This is a genomic window from Myxococcales bacterium (assembly GCA_016706225.1).
Taxonomy (GTDB): domain Bacteria; phylum Myxococcota_A; class Polyangia; order Polyangiales; family Polyangiaceae; genus JADJKB01.
Window position 1 is genome coordinate 586,788 of the sequence record JADJKB010000021.1, and the last position, 24,458, is coordinate 611,245.

The window sequence follows — 24,458 nt, forward strand, 5'->3', positions numbered from 1 at the left end:
TCGCCCTATGCTTGGCCCGGTCCGGCGTTCTCGGCTTGTTTGCGGCCTGGGGACGCGCGCATGGACGAGAGCAGCTTCTACTTCGAACCGGACCTGAACAGCGGAGTCTTCGAGAGCGCAGATCCCGCCGATCTGACTGCGATCGCCGAGCGTGTGCGCTACGCCGCGGGCAGCGAGGTCGCCGCGGTCCTCGACCTGAGCGGCAGCGTGGCAAGGCTCGCGCTCGTCGGCTCGCCCGTCGAGCTGAGCGATGAAAAGGAAGCCGTGCTCATGGCCTGGCTGCAGGAGGCAGCCGGCGTGGTCGTTCGGCCGACGCCCCCGAAGCTCGCGCTCGCGTTCGGGTGCCACGAGCTCCTGGTGGTGCCGATCGAATCCCCCGCGGCTCTGCTCGGCGCCGTGGCCGTATCGCTGCCCACCAGCGTACGCCGAGCGAGCAGCGTGCTCGCGAGTCTGGCAGCCGAGTGCGCGCTCACCCTCGAGGCCGCCGAGCGCCGCTCGTCCCACGTAGCTCGCGCGCGCTCCGAGTGCCCGACCGAGCCAGCGCCGGCTGCTCACCCGCCCGCACCCGCGTCCGGGACTCATCGCCGACGACTCCTGCACGATACCGACCGCGCACCGGCCCAGCACTGCGAGCCGCCGGCGTTTCGTGTCGTTCACGCCGGTCGCTGGTAGTGACTCGAGTCACGCGAGTCACTCGAGTCATTCGGCCGAGAGACGGTAGACCGCTCGGTCGACGGGCTTGACCGCCAGCTGGATGCGCTGATGCGTAGGCACGCTGATGCCAGCCTGAACCAAGCTGAAGGGGCCGCTCTCGGAGTCTGCGCCTTCGATCTTGTAGGTCTTGGCTGGATCGAGGTGTGTGGTCTCGATCGTCAGCTGCCCGGCTGAAAAACTGACGGGCTCCGCACCCCACGGTCGCGCCAACGGCTCACCGACGAACAGCCCTTCACCGGGCGAGGCGACGCTCTTCCAGTACGCTTCGAGCAGCGTCTCGCCGCGGTAGTACCGAGGTACGATCACCCGCGGGTCGGGGAACTTGTTGGTGTAGTTGCACGGCTCGACCACGGTGCCGAAGCTGGCGGTAGCGCCGGCCTCCAGCCACTTGACCACGCTCATCTGACTGCTGGTCGGGACCTGGCCACCGTAACTCGTGAGGTGATCGGCGATGGCGCCCGGGCGATAGGTGTTGGTCTCGATCTTCGGAACGGTGGCCAGCCCCGTGAAATAAAACAGCACGCCAGCCTGCCCCTCGATGGCGTTTTGAGCGGTTCCACCCGAGTTATCGACGTAGGTCAGCTTCATCACGCTCGGATCGGTCCAAGCGCTGGTCAAGGTCACGAACTCGGGCCAGCGAACGTTGCGAGCGGTGTCCGTCGTGCGGATCAGCCAGCCGTCCCCGGTGGGAAAGCTGTCGTCCCCGAGCACACCGCGATCAATCAGCGCCTTGGCAGCGGCGCTGTCTTTGCCCGCCAACATCATCGTGGGGCGCACGCCGTGATCCGTGAACGGCGCCGTGGAGTCCGAGTCAAACGTATCGACGATCGCCGTGGGACCGCAGCTTCCACCCGTGGTGTTGCAGTATTGTTTGTCGAAGCCAAGCGCGAACGCACTGGTCACGCTCATGCAAGTCACGCGGTAAGGCCGGGTCCAGGTCACCACGAGCGCCTGCACGCCCGCCCCGAGCGCCGCGTCGACCTTGGCCTTCTGGGCCGCAAACACGTCTTCGGCCATGATGTCGAGAAGCGGGAAGGTCAGTGAGACCCGGTTCGCCCCCGGGATCTTGCGCGCTGCCATGTAGTAGTCGGCCACCTCTTTCGACTGCGGGTCGTCCTCGTTGACCAGCACGCCGATTTCTTCTGGGGCGAGCCCGACCTTCGGCAAGAGCACCTTGGGTGGCAGCGAGGCCTCGACCACGCCGTCCGGGGCAACGTCGGTGCCTGCGTCCAGCGTTGCGTCGGGCGCCGAGTCGGGCGAGGCATCCTGGCCCGCATCACTCGTCCCTCCGCCGCCCCCCGCGTCGGAACTGCACGCCGCGCCCCACGCCAGCGCCGCTGCGCACATCCCCGCTCCGATCGTCCGCGTACGGCCGCGCCTCATCGCTGCATGATGCCACTCGTCGGACTGTGCTGCCCACGGATGCGGTCGGGTTGGCGCCAACGAGCCGAGCTCGGCGGCTCGTTCCCGAAATTACCCGCGCTTTCCGGCCCGAGATCGAGCTGTCTCGGCTGGCGCGGGAATCCCCTCGCACATCCCCCGCCGATGAGTATGCTCACGCCCCCAATTGGGCCGCTGGCCCGAAAGAACAGGTGTGCGGTGCTGGTCGGAGAGTTGATGACCCAAAAAGTGCTGACGGTGTCGGCGGACTGGTCGCTGACCGAGCTCAAGGCGTTCCTGCTGGAGCGCGGCATCAGCGGCGCACCGGTGGTAGACGAAAAAGGCAAACTGGTGGGCGTGGTTTCGTCGACCGACCTGCTGCGCTCCGAAGACGGTCGCGAGTCGACCCAGGGCAGTTTTTTTGCGGCGTCCCTCGAGCGGCCGCTCGACGAAGACGAGCTGGAGACCCTCTTCGTGGAGGGCGCTCCGACCCAGGTGGTCGGCGACGTCATGACCCCCGTCGTGTTCCAGATCGCCGCCGACGCGGAGATCGACGAGGCCGCGGACACCATGGTGCGCGGTCGCATTCACCGGATCGTGGTCACCGAGGGTGAGAGTGTGGTCGGCATCGTGACTGCGCTCGACCTGGTCCGGGCCCTGCGCGACATCTTGCGCACGACCAAGTAGCCCCCCGCGACATGAGCTCCAATCGGCGCCCTCGGGCGGTGCTCGTCGCCGTCAAGCTGCCAGAGGTGAGCGACGCGGAGCTCGACGCCAGCCTGGCCGAGCTCCGGCGTCTGGTGAAGACGCTCGGCTACGACGTGACCGAGCGTGTCACCCAGTCCCGCGAGAACCTCGCACCAAGCGCGGTACTGGGCGAGGGCAAGCTGGCAGAGCTCGCGGCGCTCACCGGCGGAAGCGGCGAGACTGAATCGCCGGCGCTCAAGCGCAAGAAAAAGAGCAAGGCACGACTCCGCTGGGAAGCAGAAGCGAACCCGGGCGACGAGGAGCTCGAGGACTCGCCGGACGCCGGAGGAGAGACCGACGCCGACGCCGACAAACTCGACCTGGTCGCAGTGGATCACGACATCTCGCCCAGCCAAGCCCGCAACCTCGAGCGCGCTACGGGGGTGACCGTCCTCGACCGCACTGGCGTCATCATCGAGATCTTCCACCGGCACGCCAAGAGCCGAGAGGCCCGGCTGCAGGTGGAAATAGCCCGCCTCGCGTACACCGCGCCGCGTCTCCGTGAGTCTCCATCGGGCAAAGAGCGGCAAGCCGGTCGCGGCGCTGGCGAAGCGGCACTGGAGCTCGACCGGCGCAAGATCCGGGACCGCATCGCCGAGTTGAACACGGAGCTCGCAGCAATCCAGCGTGAGCACGGTGTGCGTCGCGCTCATCGCCGCGAAGCGCGGCGCGTGGCGCTGGTCGGTTACACGAACGCGGGCAAGAGCTCGCTGATGCGCGCACTCACTGCCAGTCAGGTCCACGTCGAGGACAAGCTGTTCGCCACGTTGGACACCACGGTGCGTGCGTTACAGCCCGAGGCCCAGCCTCGCATCCTGGTCAGTGACACCGTCGGTTTCATCAAGAAGCTACCCCACGATCTGGTGGCGAGCTTCAAGTCGACGCTCGACGAAGCGCTGGAGGCGTCTCTCTTGCTGCACATCGTCGACGCAGCCGATCCCAGCTGGGAGAGCCAGCTCGAGGTCACCCGAGCCGTGCTGACCGAGATCGGCGCTGCGGGCATCCCGTCACGCTTGGTCATGAATAAAGTCGATCAGCTCTCCTCCGAGCAGCTCGCGACGGCGGAGACGCTGCTGCCCGACGCTTGGTTCGTCTCGGCGCACGACCCGGCCGACGTGGTGAAGATCCGCGACCGCCTGGTGGAGTTCTTCGAGCAGGGTTACTCCGAAGCGGAGCTGTTCGTGCCCTGGGACAAACAGCGCCTGGTGTCGGAGATGCACGCTTCGGGGCGTGTGCTCGAGGAGGTCTACGGCGAAGACGGCGTCACGGTGCGTGTCAAGACCGACGACCCGACGCTCTCGCGCCTCCGAGCGGCGCTCGCGAGAGCCTAGAACACCGATCAGCTTGCGCTGCTCGTGTTCTAGGACACTTACGTTGGGGCTGCGCCCCAAACCCCCGGCCTCCGGCCGTGCGCGCTCCGCGCGCGAGCGCCGAACACATTGCAAGTCGCTGAAAACAAACGACGTCCAACCTGTTCGGCGCTCTCGGCCTCCGAGGCAAGACGCGGGTGCCCCGCTAGTCTTCGTGGCGCAGGACCGTCACGACCTGGTCGACGGCACCCTCCCACGCCTCGTCGTGCGTGCGATCGGAGTGCGGTCCGGCGTGGCCCTCGGGCTCGGCACAGGCGAGCTCGACGCGCCGACGCGCGACGTTGGTCGAGGTGCCCTTGACGCTGTGGGTCACGATCAAGACGGCTCTGGCGGGGCAGCTCATTCGCGCACGCTTCCTTTACTCCCGGGGGCCACGGGGGAAAACCGTAAAGGTTCGGACTTTCGCTCGGCTTGACCCCTGCGCCGGCTGGCCCGACGATGCCGGATACGCCTCTTGCTCGCCTCGGTCATCATCGTCGAGTACTCGACCAGGCAGTTTCTGCCGAGCTGCCTTGCTGCCATCGAGCGGAGCAGCCTGCCTCGCGATCAATTCGAGGTGATCGTGGTGGACAACGCCTCACCGACGCCGGTCGCCGGGCTCTCGCGAGAGTTTCCCGGTGTGCGATTCCTCACCTCGCGGCGAAATCTCGGTTTCGCCGGTGGCAATGCCCTCGGCCTCGGGCACGCTCGTGGGCGACACATCGCGCTCTTGAACCCCGACGCGATCCCCGAGAGCGGCTGGCTCGCTGCCGTGCTCGCACCACTCCAGAGTCCCGACGTCGGAGTGGTGGGCTCGAAGCTGTTCTATCCCGGCACCGATGTGCTGCAGCATGCAGGCGGTGTGCTCCACGACAACGCCCTGAGTCGCCACTACGGGCGCGGCGAGCGCGACGTGGGCCAGTGGGACCGCCCCATGGACGTGGACTACGTATGTGGCGCGGCCATAGCGGTCAGCCGACGGGTGATCGACCAGGTGGGGTTCCTCTCACCGAGCTACTTCCCCGCGTACTACGAGGAGACCGAGCTGTGCGTCAGGGCGAGGAAGGCGGGCTTCCGCGTCGTCTACGCGCCCGACGCCGTCGCGGCCCATCACGAAGGGGTGTCCAGCGGGACGGCTCAGACCGCGCGTTACTTGCGCCGCTTCCACGACAGCCGCGTTCGGTTCGTGCTGCGCAACTACTCGAGAGCCGAGCTCTTGACGCGCTTCTTGCCGCATGAAATCGCCTGGCTCCGTCGACACTGCCCGCCCAGCGAGCGCCGCATCTGCGCCCGTTCTTACCTGGAAGCGTGGCGCACCCGGCGCGAGACCGCGCGCGGCACCCCGCGCAACGACGACATCGTGTCCGATAGCTTCGACGGGAGCCAGTCATGAGCCGTATCGTCGTGTTCGGGCATGGCCCGATGCGCTGGGAAGCGAGCACGCGCCTCTTCGCCCTCGCCCTGCGCAGCTGGCACTTCGCGAACACACTGGCTCGCGCGGGCCACGAGGTGCTCTTGTTCGCGATCCGGGGACACGCCTCCGAGGGGTGGCCACCGGAGAAGATCACTCGGGTCCGGCGCGGTCGTGTGACCGTCTGGTCGATTTCCGAGCACATGTGCCACGAGCGACCGGAGCTCATCGGGGGGAAGATCGACGAGTTTTCGCCGAGTGCGATCGTCGGGGTCAACCGCGATCCCGCCGCGGTCGCGGTGAACTTCGCCGGCGGCCTGCCGTTCTGGGCGGACATCAACGGCGACCCGCTCGCTGAAGCCCAGGTCAAAGCCAGCGCGCTGGGTGGAGACTGGAACGTCAACGAGTGGTACCGAACGCTGGTGCCCGTGCTCGCGCGGGGGGATCACTTCTCGACCTGCTCGCGCGCGCAACGGCACGCGCTGATCGGACAGCTCGGCATGTTGGGGCGGTTGACCGCAAAGAACGACGGCTACGACTTCGTTTCCGCGGTCCCCAACTCCATCGACGACGAAGAGCTCGAGCTCATGGGACGCATGCCGCGTCGGCCGCGGTTGCCGGGTGAACGCTTCGTCGCGCTCTGGAGCGGTGGGTTCAATACCTGGACGGATCCGGACGTCTTGTTCGAGTCCATCGAGCTAGCGATGGACGACGCACCCGAGCTCACCTTCGTCTCCACTGGTGGAGCGATCGGGGGCCACCACACCGACGCCTACCAGCGCTTCGAGGACCACGTCGCGCGGTCGCGACACCGGAAACGCTACGAGCTAGCCGGTTGGGTGCAGACCGCGGAGCTCCCTGCTTATTACGCCGGCGCGCACGCCGCGATCTTGGTGGACCGATTCTCCTACGAGGGCACCCTCGGCGCCCGCACCCGCATGCTCGACTGGCTCGCCGCGAGTCTGCCCATCGTCTCGACGCGCCTGTCGGAGATCAGCCTCGACGTGGAGCAGGCCGGAGCGGGGCTCCTGGCCGAGTGCGGCGACCCCCGCGGCCTGGCGAACGCGCTCCTGATGCTGGTCCGGGACCCCGAAGCCGCGCGCGCTCGCGGTGAACGCGGGCGCTGCTTTGCCCACGAAGTCTGCCGCGCCGAACGCCAGCTCGCGCCGCTCTTGGAGTGGGCGAGGAGTCCGGAGCGTGCGCCGGATCTCGAACATCGGCTGCCGCTCGAGTGGCGACCTACGTTGGCGACGCGCGCTCGCAAACAGGCCAACCTGCTGCGCGGCGAGCTGCAAGAACGCGGGGCGCGCGAGACGCTCGACAAGGCCAGCCAGCTCGGTTGGCGCAAGCTCCGGCATGGCACCGAGCGCATCGCGAGCCGATTGGGGCTGCTCACCTCCGCCGACCTGCCGCTCGAACCGGCAGCGCCCGAAGCCCCGCCGCTCGAGGCGCCGCGACTGGCGGCGTTCCAGTGGCGAGAGCGCTTGGCGAGCCTGAAGTCGATGCCCAAGGTCGCCGTCCTCTTGCTGCTCGAGCCAACGGCCGAGCCCCACGTGCTGGATTGGACGCTGACCCAGTTCGAGCTCCAGTATTTTCAGAGTTTCCGCCTGGTAATAGCGACACTCGGCGAGCCTCCACGCCCGCTTGCCGAGACCCTCGCTCGCTGTGGCGAGCGACACCGCCCCGACCGAGTCGAGGTCGTGCGACTCGGCCCCACGGCGCTCACCGAGCACTACACAGTCTCGAGTGCAGACTACGTGCTCCTGCTGGCCGCCGGCACGCTGCTGCGCCCGGACGCGATCGCCGAGCTCGTGACCCACGCGGACAGCTCGAACGCCGAGATCGTATTCGGACTCGAGCGTGTCATTGACGCCCGCGGTGTACCGCTCGAAGCGCAGCCCAAGCAGGAGTTTTCGCCGGAGCGGCTCCTCGCTCGTTCGTCACTCGGGCCAGCGGTTCTGTACGCGAGCCGAGTGTTTTCCTTCGCGACTTCGCCGCCCAGCCAGTGCCCAGCAGACGCGCTGCTCTACGACGCCGCACTCCGGTCCACCGAACGCGCGACCCGCATCGTCCACCTTCCGCATGTGCTGTGTCAGGTCTGGCAGAGTCCACACCCGGAGTCCGAGCTCCTGGCCGCAGCCCACCGCACGCGCGCCGCAGAGCTTGGCGCCGTGCGCGAGGCGCTCCTGCGCCGCGGCCTCGACGCAACGGCAGAACCGGGCCCTGTCGCCGGGACGTTCCGCGTCCGCGCCGCGCCGCCGAACGGTGACGTGCTCGTCGTCGTGCCGGAGTCGCGCTCCAAGCTGCGTAGCGCGCGCGCGCTTGCGTCCCTTCAGCGTGGCGCGCTCGGTGTCCACGTGCAGATCGTCGGCGTGCCCGGGCATGAGGACTTCGATGTTTCGAGCACCGGCGGCTCGCATCGGTTCATCGTGTTCGTGGACCCGGGGGTCGAGGCGCTGCACGCAGATTGGCTCGACGGCCTGCTTTCGGAGCTGGCCCTGCCCCATACCGCGACCGTCTCGCCCAAGCTCGTGCGTCGCGACGGCACCACATTGTGGGACGGCAGACCCGATGACACGAATACCGAGTGGTGGGACATCGCTCAGCCCACGAGCGCGCCTCACGCGCTGGTCTTCGCGACCACGGTCGAGCTGCTCCGCCAGAGCCGCCTGCCGCTCGACGTTCGTGCCCGAACCGAGCGTCTGAAGACCCTCGCCGCGGGCTGGAGACGCGCGGGGCTCACGCTGCGGTACACACCACACTCGACCTTCGCCGTGCAGCCCGAGAACGGGGAAGCCGAGCTCCGGGCACCGTCCGACTCCGACGACGGCCGAAAGCTGGCTGCGGCGGACGGCGACGTGGAGAACCGCTGGCATCGGCGTTAGGCTCGGCACTGATGTTCTCCGCGCTCGCCGAGTCCAGAGCTGCGCGCGGCGCGCTGGTCGCGGCGAAGATCCCGCTGTATCGCGCCTTCCGACGTTTCGGCGAGCCCCACCTACCACCGCTCGCGATGAGCTTCGTCGTCACCGACCGCTGCAACTCGCTGTGCAAGACCTGCAACATCGGCCAGCGATATCTCGACGACCCCAGCGTCGCCGATGGCGAGCTGACGCTCGAGGAGTACACGCGGCTCTTCAATGGCCTGAGCCCGCCCTTGTGGGTCACGTTCAGCGGCGGCGAGCCCTTCATGCGCCAGGACTTTCCTGAAATCGTCGCGCGCATGGCGGAGCGTGTGCGGCCGCTGGTGATCAACATTCCCACCAACGCCAGCTTGGTGCGTGGAACGACGCGCGGCGTGGAAGCCATTCTGCCTCGTCTTGGCAACACCCGGCTGGTCGTCAACGTCTCGATCGACGGCGTGCGTGAGAGCCACGACCTGGTCCGGGGTTTCGCCGGCAACTTCGCCCTGGCCGAGCGTTGTATCGGCGAGCTCAAGAGACTCGGCGATCCTCGCCTGACGCTGGGGGTCAACACCGTCATTTCACGCTTCAACCTCGAGCGGGCGGAGGAGATCTTCGACTACGTACTCGGGGAAATTCGTCCCGACTCGTACGTGGTCGAGCTCGCGCAACTTCGCCCGGAGTACCACAACCAGGGTGATTCGATCGCCCCCGACGGCGCCCGCGCCCGCCAGGTCATCGACGCATTCCTGGCCAAATCAGACAAACATGCGCGGCGGGGTGTGTCGCGGCTGGTGCGAGCGTTTCGCCAGAAGTACTACGCCGACGTGAAGCGGGAGAGCCTTCGGCCGACGGGGCACGATTGTTTCTCTTCGTTCACGACCTGCTCCGTGACGGCCCACGGTCAGGTCTGGTCCAACACCCAACGCGCCGACGACATGGGAAACCTGCGCGACTTCGACCTGGATTTTCCAAGCCTCTGGCGGGCCCCGCTGGCGGAGGCGGCGCGCGCGAAGATCCGCAGCGAGCGCTGTCACTGCGAGACCTCGAACGTCGCCTACAGCAACACGCTGATGAACCTCGGAGCGCTGCCCGAGGTGCTCTATCACTTCGTGCGTGGAACGCGCAGCCGGCTGGCATGACGACCGATCGTGTTTTGGTCACCGGTGCAAGTGGTTTCGTGGGTCAGCACGTGGTCAGGACGCTGCTCGGCCGGGGTTATGCCGTGCGTGCGCTGGTCCACAATGACCCGGACGTGCCGGCCGGCGTCGAAGCCGTACGCGCCGACCTCTCGGACCCGGCGAGCCTCACGCCACTCTGCCGGGACGTTCAAGGAGTCGTGCACGCCGCGGCGCTGCTCGATCCCATTTCAGATCCCGAGCAGGCGGAACGGATCAACCACCAGGGCAGCGTGCTCTTGGCCCACGAGGCAGCGAAGGCGGGGGCGCGGGCGTTCGTGTTCCTCTCGACTCAGGCGGCCATCGGTTATCACACGGCGTCGGGGCTGGTCCGGACCGACGCCGAGCCCCGACCCACGACGACCTACGGCCAGAGCAAGCTGGCGGCGGAACAGAGCCTGCTCGGGGCAGCGCTCGGGGCGATGCGCGTGGTGATCCTGCGCCCACCCACGGTGTACGGGCCGGGCGAGATGCGGAACTTCCTGGCGCTGACACGGGCCGTGGACACCGGACTCTTCCTCGTGCCGGGGTCTGGCGAAAATCGGATGAGCTTCTGCGCGGTGGAAAACCTGGCGGCCGCCTGCGCCTTCTCCCTCGAGACACGCGACGCGCGGGGTGTGCTCCACATCGCCGACGAGCCGGCCCTCCGCTTCCGCCAGATCGTCTCGACGCTGGCGTGGGCGCTGGGGCGACCGCTTCCGCCGGTCCCCTTTCCGCTGCCTGTCGCCCACGCCACCGCGCTCCTGACCGAAGCCGTGTTTGGCATCCTGCGCCGCCATCCACCGCTCAGTCGCGCGCGGCTGCACACGCTGACCTCCGACTCTGCGCTCGACACCTCCGCGACACATGCGCTCGGCTTCCGCCCACCCCTCAGGTTCTCCGAAGGAGTCTGCCGCACGGTGGCCTTCTACCGTGACCGGGGTCTCGTGCCATCGCGATGACTCGCTCCCGAAAAAATGTCTCCCCAGATCGCGCCCAACCCGGTGTGACCGGTGGCTCGACCGTGGCGGTGATTGTCGCGGCCGCTGCCCTTGCCACCTACCTGCGCACTCTCGACTTCGACTTCACCTACGACGATCACCACCACTTTCTCAAGAACGCGTTCGTGCAAGATCTCGGGAATCTTCGGGACCTCTTGCCCTGGCGCTATTTCGGACGCGAATTTCCGGACCAAGCCCGCCCCGTCATGGTGCTGTCGCACTTCGTGGACCGCGCCGTCGGCGGCAGCGCGAGCGCTTGCCACATGCAGAGCGCGCTGTGGCACGCCCTGACTGCCGTCCTGGTGTTCGTGCTCGCGCAGACGCTGAGGTTCAACCTACGCACGGCAGGCTTCGCGGGCGTGCTGTTCGCTTTGCACCCCGCTCTGGTCGAGGCGGTGGCCGGCATCAGCAATCGCGAGGACGTCCTGGCGGCTTGTTTCGGGGTTTTGTGCCTGCTGGCGGCCCGGCGAGCGCTCGGAGGGAGCACCCGATCTCTCGCGCTGGTCGGGCTGACCTACGCGCTCAGCTTGCTCGCGAAAGAGAGCGCGCTCTCCGTCCCGTTGCTGTTGGTCGTGCTGGCCGTCGCCTCACCGAGTTTTCGTGCGAGCGAGCACGCCCGACGCCGGTGGCTGAACGTGGCCCTGGTCTTCGGCGCGGTCACCCTGGCTTGGGCCGGATTTCAACTGCGCCTCGGCTACCCGTCGCTCTTGCCCGCCGCGGGCGGCACGGGGCTCGAGCGCGCTTCGATTGGGACGCCCATGCTCGGAGCCCGGAGCCTGGTCGCGTGGCAGCTCGCGGGCGGACCCCGCGCGGAACCCAGCACGCCGGGCGAGCCCAGCGTTCCTCCGCTGGCCGCCGAGCGCCGCCGACCTCAAGGTGCGGTTTCCCTTGCCGACGCTCCTGCCCTCGAAGCGTTCCGCGCGTGGCAGCTCGTCGTCCCCTGGCCCACCGCACCCGAGTATGATCTTGCACCGTTCCGCACGCCGTGGGCGCGTGCGTTCGGCGCAAGTGCGCTCGCGCTCTTGGCTTGGATCCTGTACCGCGATCTGCGCGGGCGACGGCGACTCAGCCTCGGCATTGGCTGGTTCTTCGCGGCGAGTGTGCCGATCTCGGTCCCCACACTGCTCCTGAATCCGCTCGCCGATCGCTACCTGTATCTTCCGGCGGTGGGCGTCGCGTTGATGTTGGCGTGGGCGGTGGCGGAGCGCCTCCCCGAAGCGCTGAAGCGACCGGACCTCAGTGCGCCCGCAATGCTCGGCTGCAGTGTGTTGTTCTTTGGGCTCACGTCCGCCAACATCCTCAGATTTCGCAACGACGTGACGCTGTTCACCGCGGCCACCGAGAGCGCACCACACTCGGCTCGTGCCGCGCAGAACCTGGGCAGCGCGCTACTCGGCGAGCAGCGGCTCGACGAAGCCCGCGTCGCCCTCGACCGGGCGATCGTCCTCGACCCGAACTTGCTCGCCGCCCGAGTGAACCGCGGTCTCCTCGAAGAGGTCCGCGGCCGTCCGGATCTCGCGGCCACGGAATATCGGGCCGCTCTCGAAATACCGCGCGTCGTTGCCGAGCAGAAGCTCGCAGCCCGTGCTTGCGGTCGCCTGGCCGCGATCTGGCTGGCGCAAGGCCAACGCACCGACACCGAATTGTTGCTCGCACGGGAGCGGGCCCGCGCTGCCGACGCACCCTGCACCGTCGCCGTCGAGCGCGCGCTCGGGGCACGCTGAGAGCTTCATTCGGGTACGACCGGGTCCCCGATCCTGATCTCACCCTCGGCGTCGGGGATGGCGTTCATGCCGAAATACACTTTGCCGTCACGCTTGCGGTAAGTCGCGAGCGTCGCAAGGGGCTCCTTCCCGCTCTCGCCCGTCGCCGGATCCAGCGTCGTGATCACACAGCGCGAGCAAGGTTTCACCAGGCGAAGTCGAACCTCTCCCACTCGCAGTCGGCGCCATTCGTCCTCCGCGTGAGCTTCGCCGCCGCTCACCACCAGGTTCGGACGGAAACGCCTCATTTCGAGCGGGCGTCCCACGCGCCGGGAGAGCTCATCGAGCGACGCCTGGGACAGGACCAACAGCGGAAATCCGTCCGCGAATCCGACCACGTCGTCCGGGGAGCCATAGTCGGGGTCGACCGCGCGTTCCACTTCGCTGGGCATGAACACGAGCCGCACGTCGCGCTCCAGGAGCTCGCTGAACCAACGGCTGCCGTCGGGCTGGACGCTGCCTTCGGTCAGGTCGTCCCAGACTCGAACGCTGATGCGCTCGCCGCCCGTGGGCTGAAACTCGAGGGACAGCTCGGGGTGCCCTTCCGCCGAGACAACGAAGCCGTGCCCCGCGTCGCGAACCCGGGTGCGCGCGAGCTCCGGCGCCTCACGCTGAGTGATGAACAGACCGGCGTCGTCCACCAGCATGAAGCGTCGGTCGTTTGCCAGTCCACGACGCTCGACTCGGGCAGCTGGTAGCTCGAGGCCTGCGCAGGACTTGATTGGATGAACCGAGAGCCCGGAGACGTGCACCCCCCCGACGATAGATGATTTCGGGTCGAGGTAGCGAAAGCCGACTGGAGACTGGGACAAAGCCGGCTCCAGACGGCTGGCAACGCTGATGACTTTCGGAAACTCTACTCTGGTCGGGATCGAATCGTAGAGTAGAGTAGCGCGCGTGAATCCCCGCGGCTTGCTGTTCATCACGCTGTTCAACAGCATCCTCGGGCTGTCGGTGCTGTTTCCGATCCTCGCACCGCTCGGGCGCTGGCTGGGGTTCACCGAGCTACAGGTCGGCATGCTGTCCACCAGCTACGCCCTGATGCAGTTCCTGATGAGCCCGTACTGGGGCAGGCGCAGCGAGCGGGTCGGGCGAAAACCAGTGCTCATCTCGGGCATCCTCGGCTTCGCGCTGTCCTTCTTGGCGTTTGGTGTGATCGCGGAGCTCGGCAGTCGCGGCGCGTTCGGTCACTGGACCACGTTCGGCTTGCTGCTCGGAGCGCGTGTTGCCGGCGGTGCGTTCTCGTCGGCGACCCTACCGACGGCGCAGGCTTACATCGCAGACACGACGGAGCGCGCCGACCGCACCGCGGGCATGGCCATGATCGGCGCGGCGTTCGGGCTCGGGGTGGTGATCGGGCCCGCCATCGGCGCGGGTTTGTCGACCATCAGCCTGCTCACACCGGTGTACTTCTCCGCGGGTTTTGCCCTGCTCAACGCCGTGTTCGTCTGGCTCAAGCTCCCGGAGCCGAAGAAACACGTGGCGGTTGCCCCCGAGGAGCACCCGACCTCACTCGCGGTGCGCATGTGGCCGGTGTTGGCCCTCGGATTCGTGATCAGCCTGTCGAGCGTCGCGATGGAGCAGACCGTCGCGTTCTACTTCCAAGATCGGCTGCACCTGACCGTGCACCAAACAGCGCGAACCGTGGGGTTGGCGCTGGTGTTTTACGGGGTCGTCGCGGTCTTCGTGCAGGGTTTTTTGGTGCGACGCTTCCGGTGGCCCCCCCACGTGTTGCTCAGCGCCGGGGTGCCCATCGCACTCTCGGGCTTCGTGGGACTGATCTTCTCCCATCAGTTCGGCACACTCACCGCAGCCCTTGCGGTTCAGGGTCTAGGGCAGGGTCTCGCGTTGCCCGGAGTCACCGCCGCGGCCTCGCTGGCTGCCGGCGAGCACGAGCAGGGGGCGGCGGCCGGGCTCAGCCATTCGGCGCACGGGCTCGGGCGTGTGCTCGGCCCCGTCGGCGGAACGAGCCTGTACGCGATCCGCGGCGACCTGCCGTATTACGCGAGCTCGCTGTTGTTGTTGCTGGCGCTCGCCGCGCTCTTCGGCAGCCCACGCATGCGCCGGGCGGTGACACACCACGCGGGCCCCAAGCCGGCCTAATCCGAAACCTGTCCGCCAAGGGTGTCAGGCGTCGGCTGAAAGCGCGCTCAGCGGCGCGGGCTCACTTCTTCTTGCGGCCCACCGCAATGAGCACGATGGCGATGATCATGCCGAGGATGCCGAGACCGATCCCGACCATCGACCCGACACCGAGCGCGTTCGCCGTTGCCATGCGAATGTGGAACGTGCGCTTGAGCACCCGGGTCACCAGCAGCGCGAGCGTCAGGCCATTGCCGCACACCGTGAGCAGGGCAAACACGGCGCAACCGATCCCGACCTTGCGCAAACCGCCTCCACTGCCTCCGGGCGAGGGCCCCCCTGCTTGTGCCGCAGGCGCTTGGCCTTGGTGAGGTGAACCAGGATATTGGGGCTGCACGGGCGGGACGCTATCACCGCGCGTCGCGGCGGTTTCCAGGCCAAAGCTCGAAGTTGGCCTGGCGCCGGCCAGCAGCGGCTCGAGCAAACGCGATGCACCCGGTGATCAGCGCCCATGCGGATCTCCCACGACAGCTCCGCACTCCGCGCAGCGGAATGCGCCCAACGACAACCGGCCGCCGCAGGCGGGACAGTAGTCGAGCATCTCCATGGCCGTGACCAGCTGCTCTGGCGCAAAGCCCACCGCCAGGATTTCTCGCGCCGCGGCGGCGTGCTCGGCAGCGACACTCAGCATCTGGCGATCGCGCGCGGCAGCTCGCGGGACGGAGTCGATGCCTCGGCGCTTCAGAACTGCGACGGCGCGCTCGACATCCGCGCCCGCACCCCTCAGTACGTACTCTCGAAGCGCCACGACGCTCGACAGTCTAACAAACTGTACGATCGGGGCCCAGCCGCGCTCGAGTGTCCCGCGCAACCGAGCGCGGTGGTCGCCCTGGAATGGCGGCAAATCCGCTGACGCGCCTCGGTCAGCTGCTATGCTCGAAGCATGATCATCGCCGGCACCCGCACGATGGGAAAGGTCGACACCGTCCCTGGCGTGGCTCACGTCGCAACGCAGTTCTTCCACGTCTGGTTCTTGCCACTGCTTCCGCTCCGCAGCCTGGTGGTGGACGAGAGTGGAGCTGGTGATCGCGGCGTGCCGATCGCCATGTCGTACAAGAGTGTGATCGTGGGTTACTTCCGCGGCTGGGCACTGATGGGAGGCATCCTGCTGATGGTCGTTGCCGGCTATTGTGCCTACGAGGTCTTCGACAAAGGTGTGATGGCCCAGCGCGAGGTCAGCGCCGCCTACAACGCGAACGGTGTGCGCGTCGCGCGCTACGAAGACGACGGGCCGCGGCTCGAGGCGATCGCCGCGCCCGTCTCGGGCGGTCTGGCCATCGTGGGCTGGCTGGCCGCCCTCGCTAGCTACAGACTGCTCGGCGCCTCGCCCAGCCGACGCGCGGAGCTTCTACAGAAGCTCGGGCGCGCGGGCTGATCTGCGCCTGGTCCTGTGCGTTACGGCGCCGCTCGAGACCGCGCGCCGTTCAGTTCGGCCGGCGTTCCGCCGACGCCTCGCTCAGCTTGCGCTCTCGAGCACGACCGCGATGCCCTGACCGCCACCAATGCACGCCGACCCCACCGCGATGCGCTTGCCGCGCTTCTTGAGGGTGTAGATCAGGTTGGCGGTGATGCGGGCCCCCGACGCGCCGAGTGGGTGGCCGAGCGCAATCGCTCCGCCGTTGACGTTCGTTTTGTCCTCCGGCAACCCGAGTTCCTTTTGAACCGCCAGGAACTGCGGTGCAAAAGCCTCGTTCACGTCGAACAGGTCCACGTCGCCAATGCCAATGCCGGCACGCTCGAGGGCGCTCCGGATTGCCGGGGCAGGCCCGATGCCCATCAAGGTCGGCTCGACGCCCGCCACACCCCACTGCACGAGCTTCGCCAGCGGTGACAGCCCCTGGGCTTTGGCCCACTCCGCGTCGACCACCACCAACATGGCCGCGCCGTCGCAGATGCCGCTGGCGTTGCCCGCGGTGACGACGCCGTCTTTCTTGAAAACCGGTGGCAGTTTGGCCAGGGTCTCGAGCGTCGTCTGCGGGCGGGCGTGTTCGTCGCGATCCACGTTGAGCGTCTTACGCCCCTGGGTGATCTCCATCGGCGCGAGCTCGTCCGCAAAACCGCCGGACTCCTGCGCGGCCGCCCAGCGCTTTTGCGACGACAGCGCGCAGGCGTCGGCCATGTCGCGGGTGATGCCATATTTGACGGCCAGGTTCTCCGCCGTCACCGCCATCGGCATCTGGCAATAGCTGTCGGTCAACGACTCCCACAGCGAGTCGACGAGCTTCGGCGGCTTGCCGAACTTCGCTCCGTCCCTGAGCCCCCACATCACGTGCGGAGCCTGACTCATGTTCTCCGTGCCGCCCGCGAGCACCGCCTTCGCCTCTCCGAGAAGGATCTGCTCGGCCGCGTTCACGACCGCTTGAAAACCGGAGCCACACAGGCGATTGACGGTGAGCCCGGGGACCTCGATGGGCAGTCCCGCCTTGAGCCCCACGTGGCGTGCGCCGTAGATGGCGTCGGAGCTCGTCTGTTGCACGTTGCCCACGATCACGTGGTCGAAGTCTTTGGCAGCGATGCCGCTCTGGGCAACCGCAGCTTTGGCCGCGTGCACGGCCAGATCGATGGCGCTCACGTCCTTCAGACTCCCGGACAGGGCGCCGAACGGCGTGCGTTTCGCGGCAACGATCCAGATCTCCTTCGCGAGCTTCTTCATGACAGACCTCCGTGGGGGCGCGAAACCTAGCGCACAACGCCGGCCCCGTCATGGGCTCAGCTAGAGCTCGTTCGGGGAGCGTCGCCCCGGCACCGCGCGCCCGGAAAAATTTGCCGCGCACGGGCCCGACGTTCAGCGGTCGAGAAATCTCACGACCAGCTCTGGACGATCGGTCTGCGCAATGTCGGCGCCGTTGTCGAAGACGGGGGCGTAGCTCTGGGGGTCGTTCGTGAACTTTGCCGCCAAGTCGACGCCGAAGACGTCGACGAGGACGCGGTGGCCTTGGGCGTGAAGCTTCGGTGCCAGGAGCTTGGGATCTGCGCCGTCGTGCAGCTCGACGATCACCGGCGGGTGGGCGCTGAAGAGCGCAAGCTCGGCGTCGATCTCTGCGGCGTCACTGACGCGGATCATCGTGAACAACTTCGGCTCGAGGGCCAGTGCCTCCTGGATCTTGTTGCTGTCGTCGGTGTCGAAAATCGCCCACTCGAGCGTGTCCGTGTCGTGTATGGCCTTGACGAGCAGATCGACGCGGTCGGTCTTGTTCGCATCCAGGAGCACATGGATCCTGCCCTTCGCCAGGGTCAGCACCTCTTCGATACTGGGCACCCGATCACAGGAGTAGTCACCGGCGAACTTGGAACCGTCGATGCCGAGCGCCTGGATTTCGGCGAACGTGTGCTCGCTCGCGTTTCCGCTGCCGTTGGTGGTGCGGTCGAGCTCCGGATCATGCAAGTTGATCAGCACGCCATCGGAGGTGGGGCGGGGATCGGTCTCGATGAAGTCACTGCCGATCACCACTGCAGCGCGGATTGCCGAGAGTGTGTTCTCCGGGGCGAGCACCCCGAGCTCACCCCCGGCGCTGCGGTGCCCCGAGACCAGATGCTCTTTGCAGCTACGGTCCGTCGCACACGCGACCGGCAGCGGGTTCGTGCGCGCCGGCGGAGCGCTCGCGCTGCAGTCGAAGCTGGAGGGCGCCGGCGACGAAGCACTTCCGCCATCACCACCGGCACCGCCGGATCCGGAAGGCTCCTCGGACGACGACGAGCCGCACCCCACACACAGCAGGCAACCGAGCAGCGTGACGACGACGGCGTTCACTCGCCGATGATGCCAAAGATCCAGGCGCCCGTGGGGCGAGCTCACTTCGGCGTGGAAAAGGCCGCCGTTGGAGGGCGGCTCGCGCTCTTGGGCGGATCGCCGGCGCGGGCGGCGAAGCTCACGACGCTGGGGAGCGCGGTGAGCGGCGCTCTGGCGGGCTCGGCAACCGGGGCGCGCGGCTTCGCGGGCTGCGGCGAGGGTGCCCTCGGCATCGCAACGACCCGAGCGGACTCGGGCGCGGAGCGAGTGCTGGGCGTGGCGGTTGGAGGCGCCTCCGCCGGCGCCTTCACTGCGGTCGCCACCACGGCCGCAGCGGCTGCCGGCTCTTCTGCTTCAGGGGCAGGTGGAGCTGGGACCCGTTGCACCGAGCGGGCGGTGTTCACCCGCGCGGGCGCGGCAGCCAGGGTCGATGTGTCCCTTTGTGATGCGCTCGCCCGCATCACTCCGAGCGCCAGCACCGCCGCAAAACAACCGACCACGGTCGCGACCACGGGGATTAGGCGAGCGCGGCGCGCGTCCATCTCCGGCGTGCGTACGACGCCCTTCGGCGGCTGGAGATCGAGCTCCGGCTCGTCAGCCGTTGGCGCCAGACTGTCGGTGGTCGCCGGCCCTCCCTCGTAGCCGCCGGCGTCGCCGACGCTGAAGAAGCCCTCCGCAACGACACCAAGAGAGATGCGGTCACCGGTCTCCAGGAGTGCTTGCGGGCCGTCGGGCAGGGTGTGCCGACCTGTGCCAGAGCGCTCGGAAATCGGGGCGAGCAAGCCAGGGTCCATTTCGAAAGCTGGTCTCATGGGGGTCACCTTCAGAGCCCGATTTGGGCTCGCAACCCAGATAGTGAGCAAGCTGCGTGCCGCTGCGAAATGGGCCTGAGCCGGATGCGCGTGTTAGAGCGCGCGAACGTCGTGACGCGCTGTCGATCGAGACTCTTGCCCACCGCGCTCGTCGCGGTCGCCGCCCTCGCGTGCGCATCTGCGGTCACGCGCAGCGCGGCCGCCCAGGCCGCCGCTCCCCAGCTCATCGTTCCGCTCGACGGTCGGGACGAGACGGAGCCGGCACCGGACGAGTTGCTGAGCCCCGATGAGGGGGCCGATGGCACGCCGGTCGAGCGCGCGGACCAGCCCTGGTGTTTCGACGGGGAGGGCATCGAGGCGCTCACCCCGACCGTCTGTCACTACTCACCAAAGCCACCCGAGAGCGCGCCCGACACCCTGGTGATCTTCCTGCACGGAGTCACCAAGTTCGGAACGACCTGGCAGTGGAATGGGCAGCGCGGCCTCGCGCGTGCAGCGAAAGCCCGAGGCTTCGAGGTCATCACACCACGGGGCCGCCTCGGCGCCGGCTCGAAGAAGTTCGCCGACCACTGGAACTGGCCCTCTTCGGCCGAAGGTCAGAAGGCGCTGGAGTCGGAGGTGTTGGCCGAATGGAAGGCAGCCCAGCAGACGCTGGAAAAGCGCAACGGCCGAGCCTTTGCTCGAGTTTACGTGTGGGGTTTCTCCGCCGGCGCTTACTACTCCGCGTCACTCGCGCTGCGCGGTCGGCTCGACGTAGCGGGCTACGCGATCTTCGCGGGAGGTGGCGCGCCCAAGGGAGTCGAGCGCTGGGCCAAAGGCACACGCCCCAAACCCCCGATCTATGTGGGGTACGGTCACAAGGATCGCGCCCGACGTGATCCGGCACGCTTGGGCCGCGCTCTCAAGGCGATGGGATGGAAGAGCCTGGTCGTGGGTCGCCCCAACGTCGGCCACTCGATGACGGACGCACAGGTGCGCGAGGCGTGGGCCTTTCTCGGTGGAGGCAAACTGCCGAAAGGGAATGCCAACGCAACTGCCCGGCCGAGCGACGGAGCTTCGAGCGCGAAGCCGGTCAAACCCGGGCGGGGATCAGCCTCGACAAGACAGTCCAAGCCGTCCAAGCCGTCCAAGGCATCGAAGACATCACACCGACCCAAGCCTCCGAAGAGCGCGCGCTCCAAGAAGCAGTCACGCAAGTGACGAGCACTCTGCCGAAACAAGTCGGCCCCCGGCCGATGATGGCCGAGGGCCGCTAGAACACCTTGCAAGTCCCGGAAAACAAACGACGTTCAACCTGTTCGGCGCTCTAGCTGCCCGGATCAGCTCACGCTCAAGGAGCGCATGGGGCAGCGCACTTCTGCTGCTGACAGGTCTGAATCGGTGTGGCGAGGCTCGCACCGCTCAGGAACGAACCGCAGTTCTGCAGCGCACACGCGGTCAGATTGGGCGCAGTGGCGCACTTCTGTTGCAAACACGTGACCAGATTCGTGCACGGCACGCTGGCCTCGCACGCTTTCATCTGCGGACAGCAGCTGCTCTTCATGCACGTGTCACACGCCGGCTTGAAGCCAGTGTTGATGTTCGCGCACTGTCCGCCGCTCGTGCCGCCGGTGCCCGCGCCGCCGGTGCCCGCGCCGCCGGTGCCCGCGCCGCCGGTGCCCGCGCCACCCGTGCCGCCGGTTGCCGCGCCGCCGGTTCCAGCGCCACCCGCTCCGCCGCTGGCCGTGCCTGCCGCACCGCCGCTGGCATTCCCCGCTGCACCGCCGCTGGCAGTCCCCGCGGCGCCGCCGCTGGCCGTGCCCGCCGCACCGCCCGAAGGGTTACCGCCGCTGCTCGCGCCGCCGCTGCTCGTGCCGCCGCTACTCGTACCGCCCGTGCTCGCGCCACCGGTCCCCGAGATGCCGCCGCCGTCGTCGGACCCGCAACCCACCACGACACCCAATGCCAAAGACAAGAATATCCATCGCCCACTCATGCGCGCACCTCGAGTCCTAGGATATCCGAGGGCACACCGAGCGCCAGCCCAATCCACCGGCACCCATCCTCCCCGCCGCGCCACGGCGTCCCTCCGGAGCGCGCGGATCCCCCGAGAGTTCGCGACGGTTCGGCCACCGCCGACGCCGCCTCGCGTTGGCCGTGTATCGAAGAAATTCGACCCCAGAAGGTGCTATGGTCGCGCCCCTTCTTCCCCGCCTGTCGACGCCAAATCGACACGAGAGGTCAGCATGTCCGTCGCTCCGTCCGCGCTGCGCAAGATCCCCCTGTTCGCCAACATCACCGACGAGCACCTCGCCCAGCTCGTCTCGGCCTGCAAAACTCGGCGAATCGAACCGAACGAGGTGCTGTTCCGTGCGGGCTCGGTCGCCGACCGTTTCCAGATCCTGACCAGCGGCGAAATCTCCCTGCGTGAAGGTGAAGCGGAGCGCTTCCGCCTCAAACCCATCGCCCCGGTCGGCGAGCTCGGCGCGCTCGTGCAGCTCGAGCGCAAGACCACCGCCGTCGCGGCCACATCCGGGGAGCTGCTGGAGCTTCCGGTCAAAGACCTGATGCAGTTCTTCGAGGACCACGGCGACGTGGCCTTCCCGTTCCACTACAACCTGCTCCGGGTCGTTGCAGAGAAGATCAGGCGGGACGTGCGGCGTGTGGAGGAGATGCGCAAGAACCTGATCACCACGCAGAAGGCCATGAAGCGCATGCGCGACGCGCTGCTCGATGGCGACGACACGCCGCTGAACAAACTGCTCTTCGACGAGCTCGAGACGCTGATCGAGCAGAACAAGAAGGGCCACTACTTGGTGACGCCAGCCGAGGCGCTGCAGACGTCGGTGCGCCTCGACGATGGCGTGATCGTGACGATCAAGGCCATGAGCAAAGACTGGCTCCACCTACCAAAGACCGGTGCGGCCCCGAAGGACGGCGCCGACTGGAGCGGTGTGCTGTTGTTGCCCGAGCGTGAGATCGCCGTGAGCGGAACTGTCGTCAGCAGCGCTGACGACGGTCTACACATCCGCTTGGACATGTTGATCGATGACTACAATCGCGCGGTCGAAGATCACCTGACGCGGCTGCAGATGCTCGATTTCGTGCTGTGACCCCACTCGGGCGGATCCCCGACAGATCGCAGCGATTTGAACCCACGCCAACGAGCGTGCTAGAGAGGTTACCTGGCCGCCCGAAGAATGAACCGCCCGCTCAGCGAGGCTGCTCAGCGCTCCGCTGAGCGCCGTCAGCGCGAAGATGCGGCGCCGCGGCTCCAGGCCGCGCTCCCCAAGGTAGCCAGCCTGCGGCTCGAGATCGACGAACGCACGTCCGCGTCGGGGCTGGCTGGCTCCTCGCATATCCGCAGAATCGTGGTGGAAAGCGCGCCGGCCCTGTTCCTGGTGGCGTGTGGGGACTCGGCCTGCCGCGACGGCGGCCACGACATCACCGACGTCGTGATGCGCGCGCTCCGCAACCAGGAAGCGCGCTTCGACGGCACCGACACCTGCCGTGGCATGCTCGGCTCCGGCTACTGCTCGCGGACGCTGCACTACGTCGGCGTGGCCACCTACACGGACTGAGCGCTTGGCTCGCCCAAGCGCCGCAACGAGCTGCGGGTCCGGCGCTCACACCGCGCAACGCTTTGCAAACGTGCGGCCTTCCCTCACGGCACGGGGACGTCGGCCAGCGCGAACTCGAGACCAAAGCGCCGCGCCTTGTAACGTTTGGTGAGACCGCGCGCCGCCGCCGTCCGAACATACTCGTCGCCGACCTTGGCCGCACGATAGTCGCCGAGCGCCTCTGCTCGCCTCCCGCGTGTATCCCGGACCCGAGCCCGCCACAGATGAAATGAAGCCCGCCTGTCGTCGGAAGCGTGACCGATGGCGAGCGCGCGATCGAGCGCGGACTCCGCCGCAGCGCCGTCGCCCTGGAGCAGTGCCAGCAGCGCGAACATGTAGTGATAGAGGGCCTGCTCGGGCTGAAGCTCGAGCGCCCGGGCGAGCTGCGACCTGGCAGCACCGACGTCTGCCCGATCGAAGTAGGCAGCGTACGCCTCTCGGTAGGCGTCGAACGCGAGCACCGCGCTCGGGTCGGAGAGCCGGCCGCCAGTGAGCGGCTCGAGATCGGACCGCGGCCCCTCACTTCCGAGGTCGAACGCCACGTAGTCCCGATTCGACACCGGCGCGCGCCCTGTTGCCACCCAGACCAGCCCATCTTCGGGCCGGAACACCACCGAGGCCACGGTCATCAGCATGGAAATGGCGCTCTCGAACCGGCAACCGTCCGCGCCGGGATCACCCAAGATGGAAGCGATGGTGTCCTCGTCGATCTGTCCGCGCTGCGCCCGGAGCAGAGCATCGGCGCGGCGCAAGCGAGCGAGGTTGTTGCGCCAGTGCGACGCATACAGGTGACGCTCGGTGCGCCCGACCTCTCGATCGAGGAACACGTTTGCGTAGGCGAACGTACCATGGTCGACGACCTGGTGCGCCCTGACCTTCGGTGTCACCTCGTAACACAGCGCGGCCTTCTCTCGACCGGACGCGATCACGTAGGTCCAGCATCCGTTCGGCACGTGGTCGTCCAGGATTCGCCGTGCGTCGTCCAGGTTCTTGGCGTGTCGCATCACCTGGTCGCCGGTGACACCGATCGGGACGCCACCGAACTCGAGCGCGTCGCTCGCCATGTGTTGGTGCACGACCAACGAGAGCCCCGACGCGTTCATCGCCGTGACTCCACCGAAGAGCACTCCCGCTGCCGAGACCGACACGAACGGCTGACCGTCCTTGGGCCGATGAAACACCACAGCCTGCTCGGTGTCCCAGGCGCCGACGCCTTGGTAGTCGAAGTTTCTGCCGTGTAACAGGCGCCCGTGGCGGGTTGCTGACCCCCACGCCAGCGCGCTCGTGCAGCCGAGCAGTGGCATTCCTGAGCGCGGGGCGAGCCGGGGGCGACGCACGGACATCACCTGCCCGAGCAGCCACAGGTAGGTCTCTGGCATCGTGACCGCGCCACGGAGCGCGCGGCGATCGAGCCCCGCGCCGTCCGCCAGACCATCGAGCGCGGTCCGCACGTGGGCGGGAAAGCCCCGGGCGATCCTGCGCCCCACGGTCAGCTTGAGCGCGCTGCCGATCAAGCGGCCCGCGCGTGGTCCGAGGGCGGAGCCGAGCATGCTGTCGACGTAGCGGTCGAAGTACGGGATCGGTCCGCGGCTGATGGCCTCCTTGAGCACACTACCGTGCTGGTAGCCCATCTCGTAGTCGTCCCCGGCGAGGCGAAGCACGTGCAGCCCAGCGTGCATTTCGTGCACCGGGCGAGGGCCCGCCCTCAATGCGCCCGAGCTATCGATGGCCGTCTGAACCATGGTCTGCATGC

The 24,458-nt window shown here is 67.7% G+C and carries 23 protein-coding genes; 13 read left to right on the forward strand and 10 right to left on the reverse strand.

The window, feature by feature from the left end:
• Nucleotides 1-60 precede the first annotated feature (60 nt).
• Entirely contained in the window at nucleotides 61-672 is a 612-nt protein-coding gene (locus IPI67_27320) for a hypothetical protein (protein MBK7583892.1), read from the forward strand.
• 27 nt (nucleotides 673-699) lie between these two features.
• Here IPI67_27320 and IPI67_27325 read toward each other — a convergent pair whose 3' ends face one another.
• Nucleotides 700-2,097, reverse strand: a complete 1,398-nt coding sequence (locus IPI67_27325; GenBank protein MBK7583893.1) for a TIGR03790 family protein — start codon at nucleotides 2,095-2,097, stop codon at nucleotides 700-702.
• A gap of 234 nt (nucleotides 2,098-2,331) precedes the next feature.
• Between IPI67_27325 and IPI67_27330 the strand changes: the two genes are divergently transcribed.
• Both IPI67_27330 and hflX read left to right on the forward strand, forming a co-directional pair.
• Nucleotides 2,332-2,781 carry a CBS domain-containing protein gene (locus IPI67_27330; GenBank protein ID MBK7583894.1) on the forward strand — a complete coding sequence of 150 codons (450 nt, stop codon included), beginning with the start codon at nucleotides 2,332-2,334 and terminating at the stop codon, nucleotides 2,779-2,781.
• An 11-nt stretch (nucleotides 2,782-2,792) separates the two neighbouring features.
• On the forward strand, nucleotides 2,793-4,172 hold the full coding sequence (gene hflX, locus IPI67_27335) for a GTPase HflX (protein ID MBK7583895.1): 1,380 nt from the start codon (nucleotides 2,793-2,795) through the stop codon (nucleotides 4,170-4,172).
• Between the two features lie 184 nt (nucleotides 4,173-4,356).
• On the opposite strand, the gene IPI67_27340 is transcribed toward hflX, so the two are convergent.
• On the reverse strand, nucleotides 4,357-4,554 hold the full coding sequence (locus IPI67_27340; GenBank protein MBK7583896.1) for a hypothetical protein: 198 nt from the start codon (nucleotides 4,552-4,554) through the stop codon (nucleotides 4,357-4,359).
• Nucleotides 4,555-4,665: 111 nt separating this feature from the next.
• On the opposite strand from IPI67_27340, the gene IPI67_27345 reads away from it, so the two are divergent.
• The 5 genes from IPI67_27345 to IPI67_27365 are packed head-to-tail and all read left to right on the forward strand — an operon-like array spanning nucleotide 4,666 to nucleotide 12,383.
• Complete coding sequence (locus IPI67_27345) at nucleotides 4,666-5,583, forward strand: glycosyltransferase family 2 protein (GenBank protein ID MBK7583897.1); 918 nt, start codon at nucleotides 4,666-4,668, stop codon at nucleotides 5,581-5,583.
• Nucleotides 5,580-8,486: a glycosyltransferase gene (locus IPI67_27350; GenBank protein MBK7583898.1), complete on the forward strand. Its 2,907-nt coding sequence runs from the start codon at nucleotides 5,580-5,582 to the stop codon at nucleotides 8,484-8,486. The genes IPI67_27345 and IPI67_27350 overlap by 4 nt, the downstream gene beginning before the upstream one ends.
• 11 nt (nucleotides 8,487-8,497) lie before the next feature.
• On the forward strand, nucleotides 8,498-9,643 hold the full coding sequence (locus IPI67_27355) for a radical SAM protein (protein MBK7583899.1): 1,146 nt from the start codon (nucleotides 8,498-8,500) through the stop codon (nucleotides 9,641-9,643).
• Nucleotides 9,640-10,620, forward strand: a complete 981-nt coding sequence (locus IPI67_27360) for an NAD-dependent epimerase/dehydratase family protein (protein MBK7583900.1) — start codon at nucleotides 9,640-9,642, stop codon at nucleotides 10,618-10,620. The genes IPI67_27355 and IPI67_27360 overlap by 4 nt, the downstream gene beginning before the upstream one ends.
• Nucleotides 10,617-12,383, forward strand: coding sequence for a glycosyltransferase family 39 protein (locus tag IPI67_27365; GenBank protein MBK7583901.1), 1,767 nt, complete (start codon nucleotides 10,617-10,619; stop codon nucleotides 12,381-12,383). Before IPI67_27360 ends, IPI67_27365 begins: the two co-directional genes overlap by 4 nt.
• Before the next feature lie 5 nt (nucleotides 12,384-12,388).
• Here the strand turns inward: IPI67_27365 and IPI67_27370 are convergent, their stop codons facing one another.
• On the reverse strand, nucleotides 12,389-13,345 hold the full coding sequence (locus IPI67_27370) for an MOSC domain-containing protein (GenBank protein ID MBK7583902.1): 957 nt from the start codon (nucleotides 13,343-13,345) through the stop codon (nucleotides 12,389-12,391).
• On the opposite strand from IPI67_27370, the gene IPI67_27375 reads away from it, so the two are divergent.
• Complete coding sequence (locus IPI67_27375; GenBank protein ID MBK7583903.1) at nucleotides 13,320-14,525, forward strand: MFS transporter; 1,206 nt, start codon at nucleotides 13,320-13,322, stop codon at nucleotides 14,523-14,525. The genes IPI67_27370 and IPI67_27375 overlap by 26 nt on opposite strands.
• Before the next feature lie 61 nt (nucleotides 14,526-14,586).
• Here the strand turns inward: IPI67_27375 and IPI67_27380 are convergent, their stop codons facing one another.
• On the reverse strand, nucleotides 14,587-14,811 hold the full coding sequence (locus tag IPI67_27380; GenBank protein MBK7583904.1) for a hypothetical protein: 225 nt from the start codon (nucleotides 14,809-14,811) through the stop codon (nucleotides 14,587-14,589).
• Nucleotides 14,812-15,006: 195 nt separating this feature from the next.
• The gene (locus IPI67_27385) at nucleotides 15,007-15,312 is read right to left on the reverse strand and encodes a hypothetical protein (protein MBK7583905.1); all 306 of its coding nucleotides are present in this window, start codon (nucleotides 15,310-15,312) and stop codon (nucleotides 15,007-15,009) included.
• Nucleotides 15,313-15,447: 135 nt separating this feature from the next.
• Between IPI67_27385 and IPI67_27390 the strand changes: the two genes are divergently transcribed.
• Nucleotides 15,448-15,939 (forward strand): hypothetical protein, encoded by a 492-nt coding sequence (locus IPI67_27390; GenBank protein ID MBK7583906.1) that lies wholly within the window; start codon nucleotides 15,448-15,450, stop codon nucleotides 15,937-15,939.
• 81 nt (nucleotides 15,940-16,020) lie between these two features.
• Here IPI67_27390 and IPI67_27395 read toward each other — a convergent pair whose 3' ends face one another.
• From IPI67_27395 to IPI67_27405, 3 genes are all read right to left on the reverse strand, one after another.
• Nucleotides 16,021-17,217, reverse strand: a complete 1,197-nt coding sequence (locus IPI67_27395; protein ID MBK7583907.1) for an acetyl-CoA C-acetyltransferase — start codon at nucleotides 17,215-17,217, stop codon at nucleotides 16,021-16,023.
• Between the two features lie 132 nt (nucleotides 17,218-17,349).
• Nucleotides 17,350-18,315, reverse strand: coding sequence for a glycerophosphodiester phosphodiesterase family protein (locus IPI67_27400; GenBank protein MBK7583908.1), 966 nt, complete (start codon nucleotides 18,313-18,315; stop codon nucleotides 17,350-17,352).
• Between the two features lie 41 nt (nucleotides 18,316-18,356).
• Nucleotides 18,357-19,088, reverse strand: a complete 732-nt coding sequence (locus IPI67_27405) for a hypothetical protein (GenBank protein MBK7583909.1) — start codon at nucleotides 19,086-19,088, stop codon at nucleotides 18,357-18,359.
• A gap of 153 nt (nucleotides 19,089-19,241) precedes the next feature.
• Between IPI67_27405 and IPI67_27410 the strand changes: the two genes are divergently transcribed.
• Nucleotides 19,242-20,306 carry a dienelactone hydrolase family protein gene (locus IPI67_27410; GenBank protein MBK7583910.1) on the forward strand — a complete coding sequence of 355 codons (1,065 nt, stop codon included), beginning with the start codon at nucleotides 19,242-19,244 and terminating at the stop codon, nucleotides 20,304-20,306.
• A gap of 130 nt (nucleotides 20,307-20,436) precedes the next feature.
• Here IPI67_27410 and IPI67_27415 read toward each other — a convergent pair whose 3' ends face one another.
• A complete protein-coding gene (locus tag IPI67_27415) occupies nucleotides 20,437-21,081 on the reverse strand; it encodes a hypothetical protein (GenBank protein MBK7583911.1) in 645 nt (214 codons plus the stop codon).
• A gap of 250 nt (nucleotides 21,082-21,331) precedes the next feature.
• Here IPI67_27415 and IPI67_27420 point away from each other — a divergent pair, with 250 nt between their 5' ends.
• Complete coding sequence (locus IPI67_27420) at nucleotides 21,332-22,198, forward strand: Crp/Fnr family transcriptional regulator (protein MBK7583912.1); 867 nt, start codon at nucleotides 21,332-21,334, stop codon at nucleotides 22,196-22,198.
• 87 nt (nucleotides 22,199-22,285) lie between these two features.
• Nucleotides 22,286-22,666 (forward strand): hypothetical protein, encoded by a 381-nt coding sequence (locus IPI67_27425; GenBank protein MBK7583913.1) that lies wholly within the window; start codon nucleotides 22,286-22,288, stop codon nucleotides 22,664-22,666.
• Between the two features lie 83 nt (nucleotides 22,667-22,749).
• Here IPI67_27425 and IPI67_27430 read toward each other — a convergent pair whose 3' ends face one another.
• Nucleotides 22,750-24,456: a hypothetical protein gene (locus IPI67_27430; protein MBK7583914.1), complete on the reverse strand. Its 1,707-nt coding sequence runs from the start codon at nucleotides 24,454-24,456 to the stop codon at nucleotides 22,750-22,752.
• Between the last annotated feature and the right edge of the window lie 2 nt (nucleotides 24,457-24,458).

What these genes read in the sequence shown, in the direction of transcription:
- IPI67_27365 (MBK7583901.1), top strand. Translation starts at nt 10,617, where the DNA reads ATGACTCGCTCCCGAAAAAATGTCTCCCCAGATCGCGCCCAACCCGGT.
- IPI67_27355 (MBK7583899.1), top strand. Translation starts at nt 8,498, where the DNA reads ATGTTCTCCGCGCTCGCCGAGTCCAGAGCTGCGCGCGGCGCGCTGGTC.
- IPI67_27415 (MBK7583911.1), bottom strand. Translation starts at nt 21,081, where the DNA reads ATGAGTGGGCGATGGATATTCTTGTCTTTGGCATTGGGTGTCGTGGTG.
- IPI67_27425 (MBK7583913.1), top strand. Translation starts at nt 22,286, where the DNA reads ATGAACCGCCCGCTCAGCGAGGCTGCTCAGCGCTCCGCTGAGCGCCGT.
- IPI67_27360 (MBK7583900.1), top strand. Translation starts at nt 9,640, where the DNA reads ATGACGACCGATCGTGTTTTGGTCACCGGTGCAAGTGGTTTCGTGGGT.
- IPI67_27420 (MBK7583912.1), top strand. Translation starts at nt 21,332, where the DNA reads ATGTCCGTCGCTCCGTCCGCGCTGCGCAAGATCCCCCTGTTCGCCAAC.
- IPI67_27405 (MBK7583909.1), bottom strand. Translation starts at nt 19,088, where the DNA reads ATGGACCCTGGCTTGCTCGCCCCGATTTCCGAGCGCTCTGGCACAGGT.
- IPI67_27350 (MBK7583898.1), top strand. Translation starts at nt 5,580, where the DNA reads ATGAGCCGTATCGTCGTGTTCGGGCATGGCCCGATGCGCTGGGAAGCG.
- hflX (MBK7583895.1), top strand. Translation starts at nt 2,793, where the DNA reads ATGAGCTCCAATCGGCGCCCTCGGGCGGTGCTCGTCGCCGTCAAGCTG.
- IPI67_27395 (MBK7583907.1), bottom strand. Translation starts at nt 17,217, where the DNA reads ATGAAGAAGCTCGCGAAGGAGATCTGGATCGTTGCCGCGAAACGCACG.
- IPI67_27390 (MBK7583906.1), top strand. Translation starts at nt 15,448, where the DNA reads ATGATCATCGCCGGCACCCGCACGATGGGAAAGGTCGACACCGTCCCT.
- IPI67_27430 (MBK7583914.1), bottom strand. Translation starts at nt 24,456, where the DNA reads ATGCAGACCATGGTTCAGACGGCCATCGATAGCTCGGGCGCATTGAGG.
- IPI67_27340 (MBK7583896.1), bottom strand. Translation starts at nt 4,554, where the DNA reads ATGAGCTGCCCCGCCAGAGCCGTCTTGATCGTGACCCACAGCGTCAAG.
- IPI67_27320 (MBK7583892.1), top strand. Translation starts at nt 61, where the DNA reads ATGGACGAGAGCAGCTTCTACTTCGAACCGGACCTGAACAGCGGAGTC.
- IPI67_27330 (MBK7583894.1), top strand. Translation starts at nt 2,332, where the DNA reads ATGACCCAAAAAGTGCTGACGGTGTCGGCGGACTGGTCGCTGACCGAG.
- IPI67_27370 (MBK7583902.1), bottom strand. Translation starts at nt 13,345, where the DNA reads ATGAACAGCAAGCCGCGGGGATTCACGCGCGCTACTCTACTCTACGAT.
- IPI67_27325 (MBK7583893.1), bottom strand. Translation starts at nt 2,097, where the DNA reads ATGAGGCGCGGCCGTACGCGGACGATCGGAGCGGGGATGTGCGCAGCG.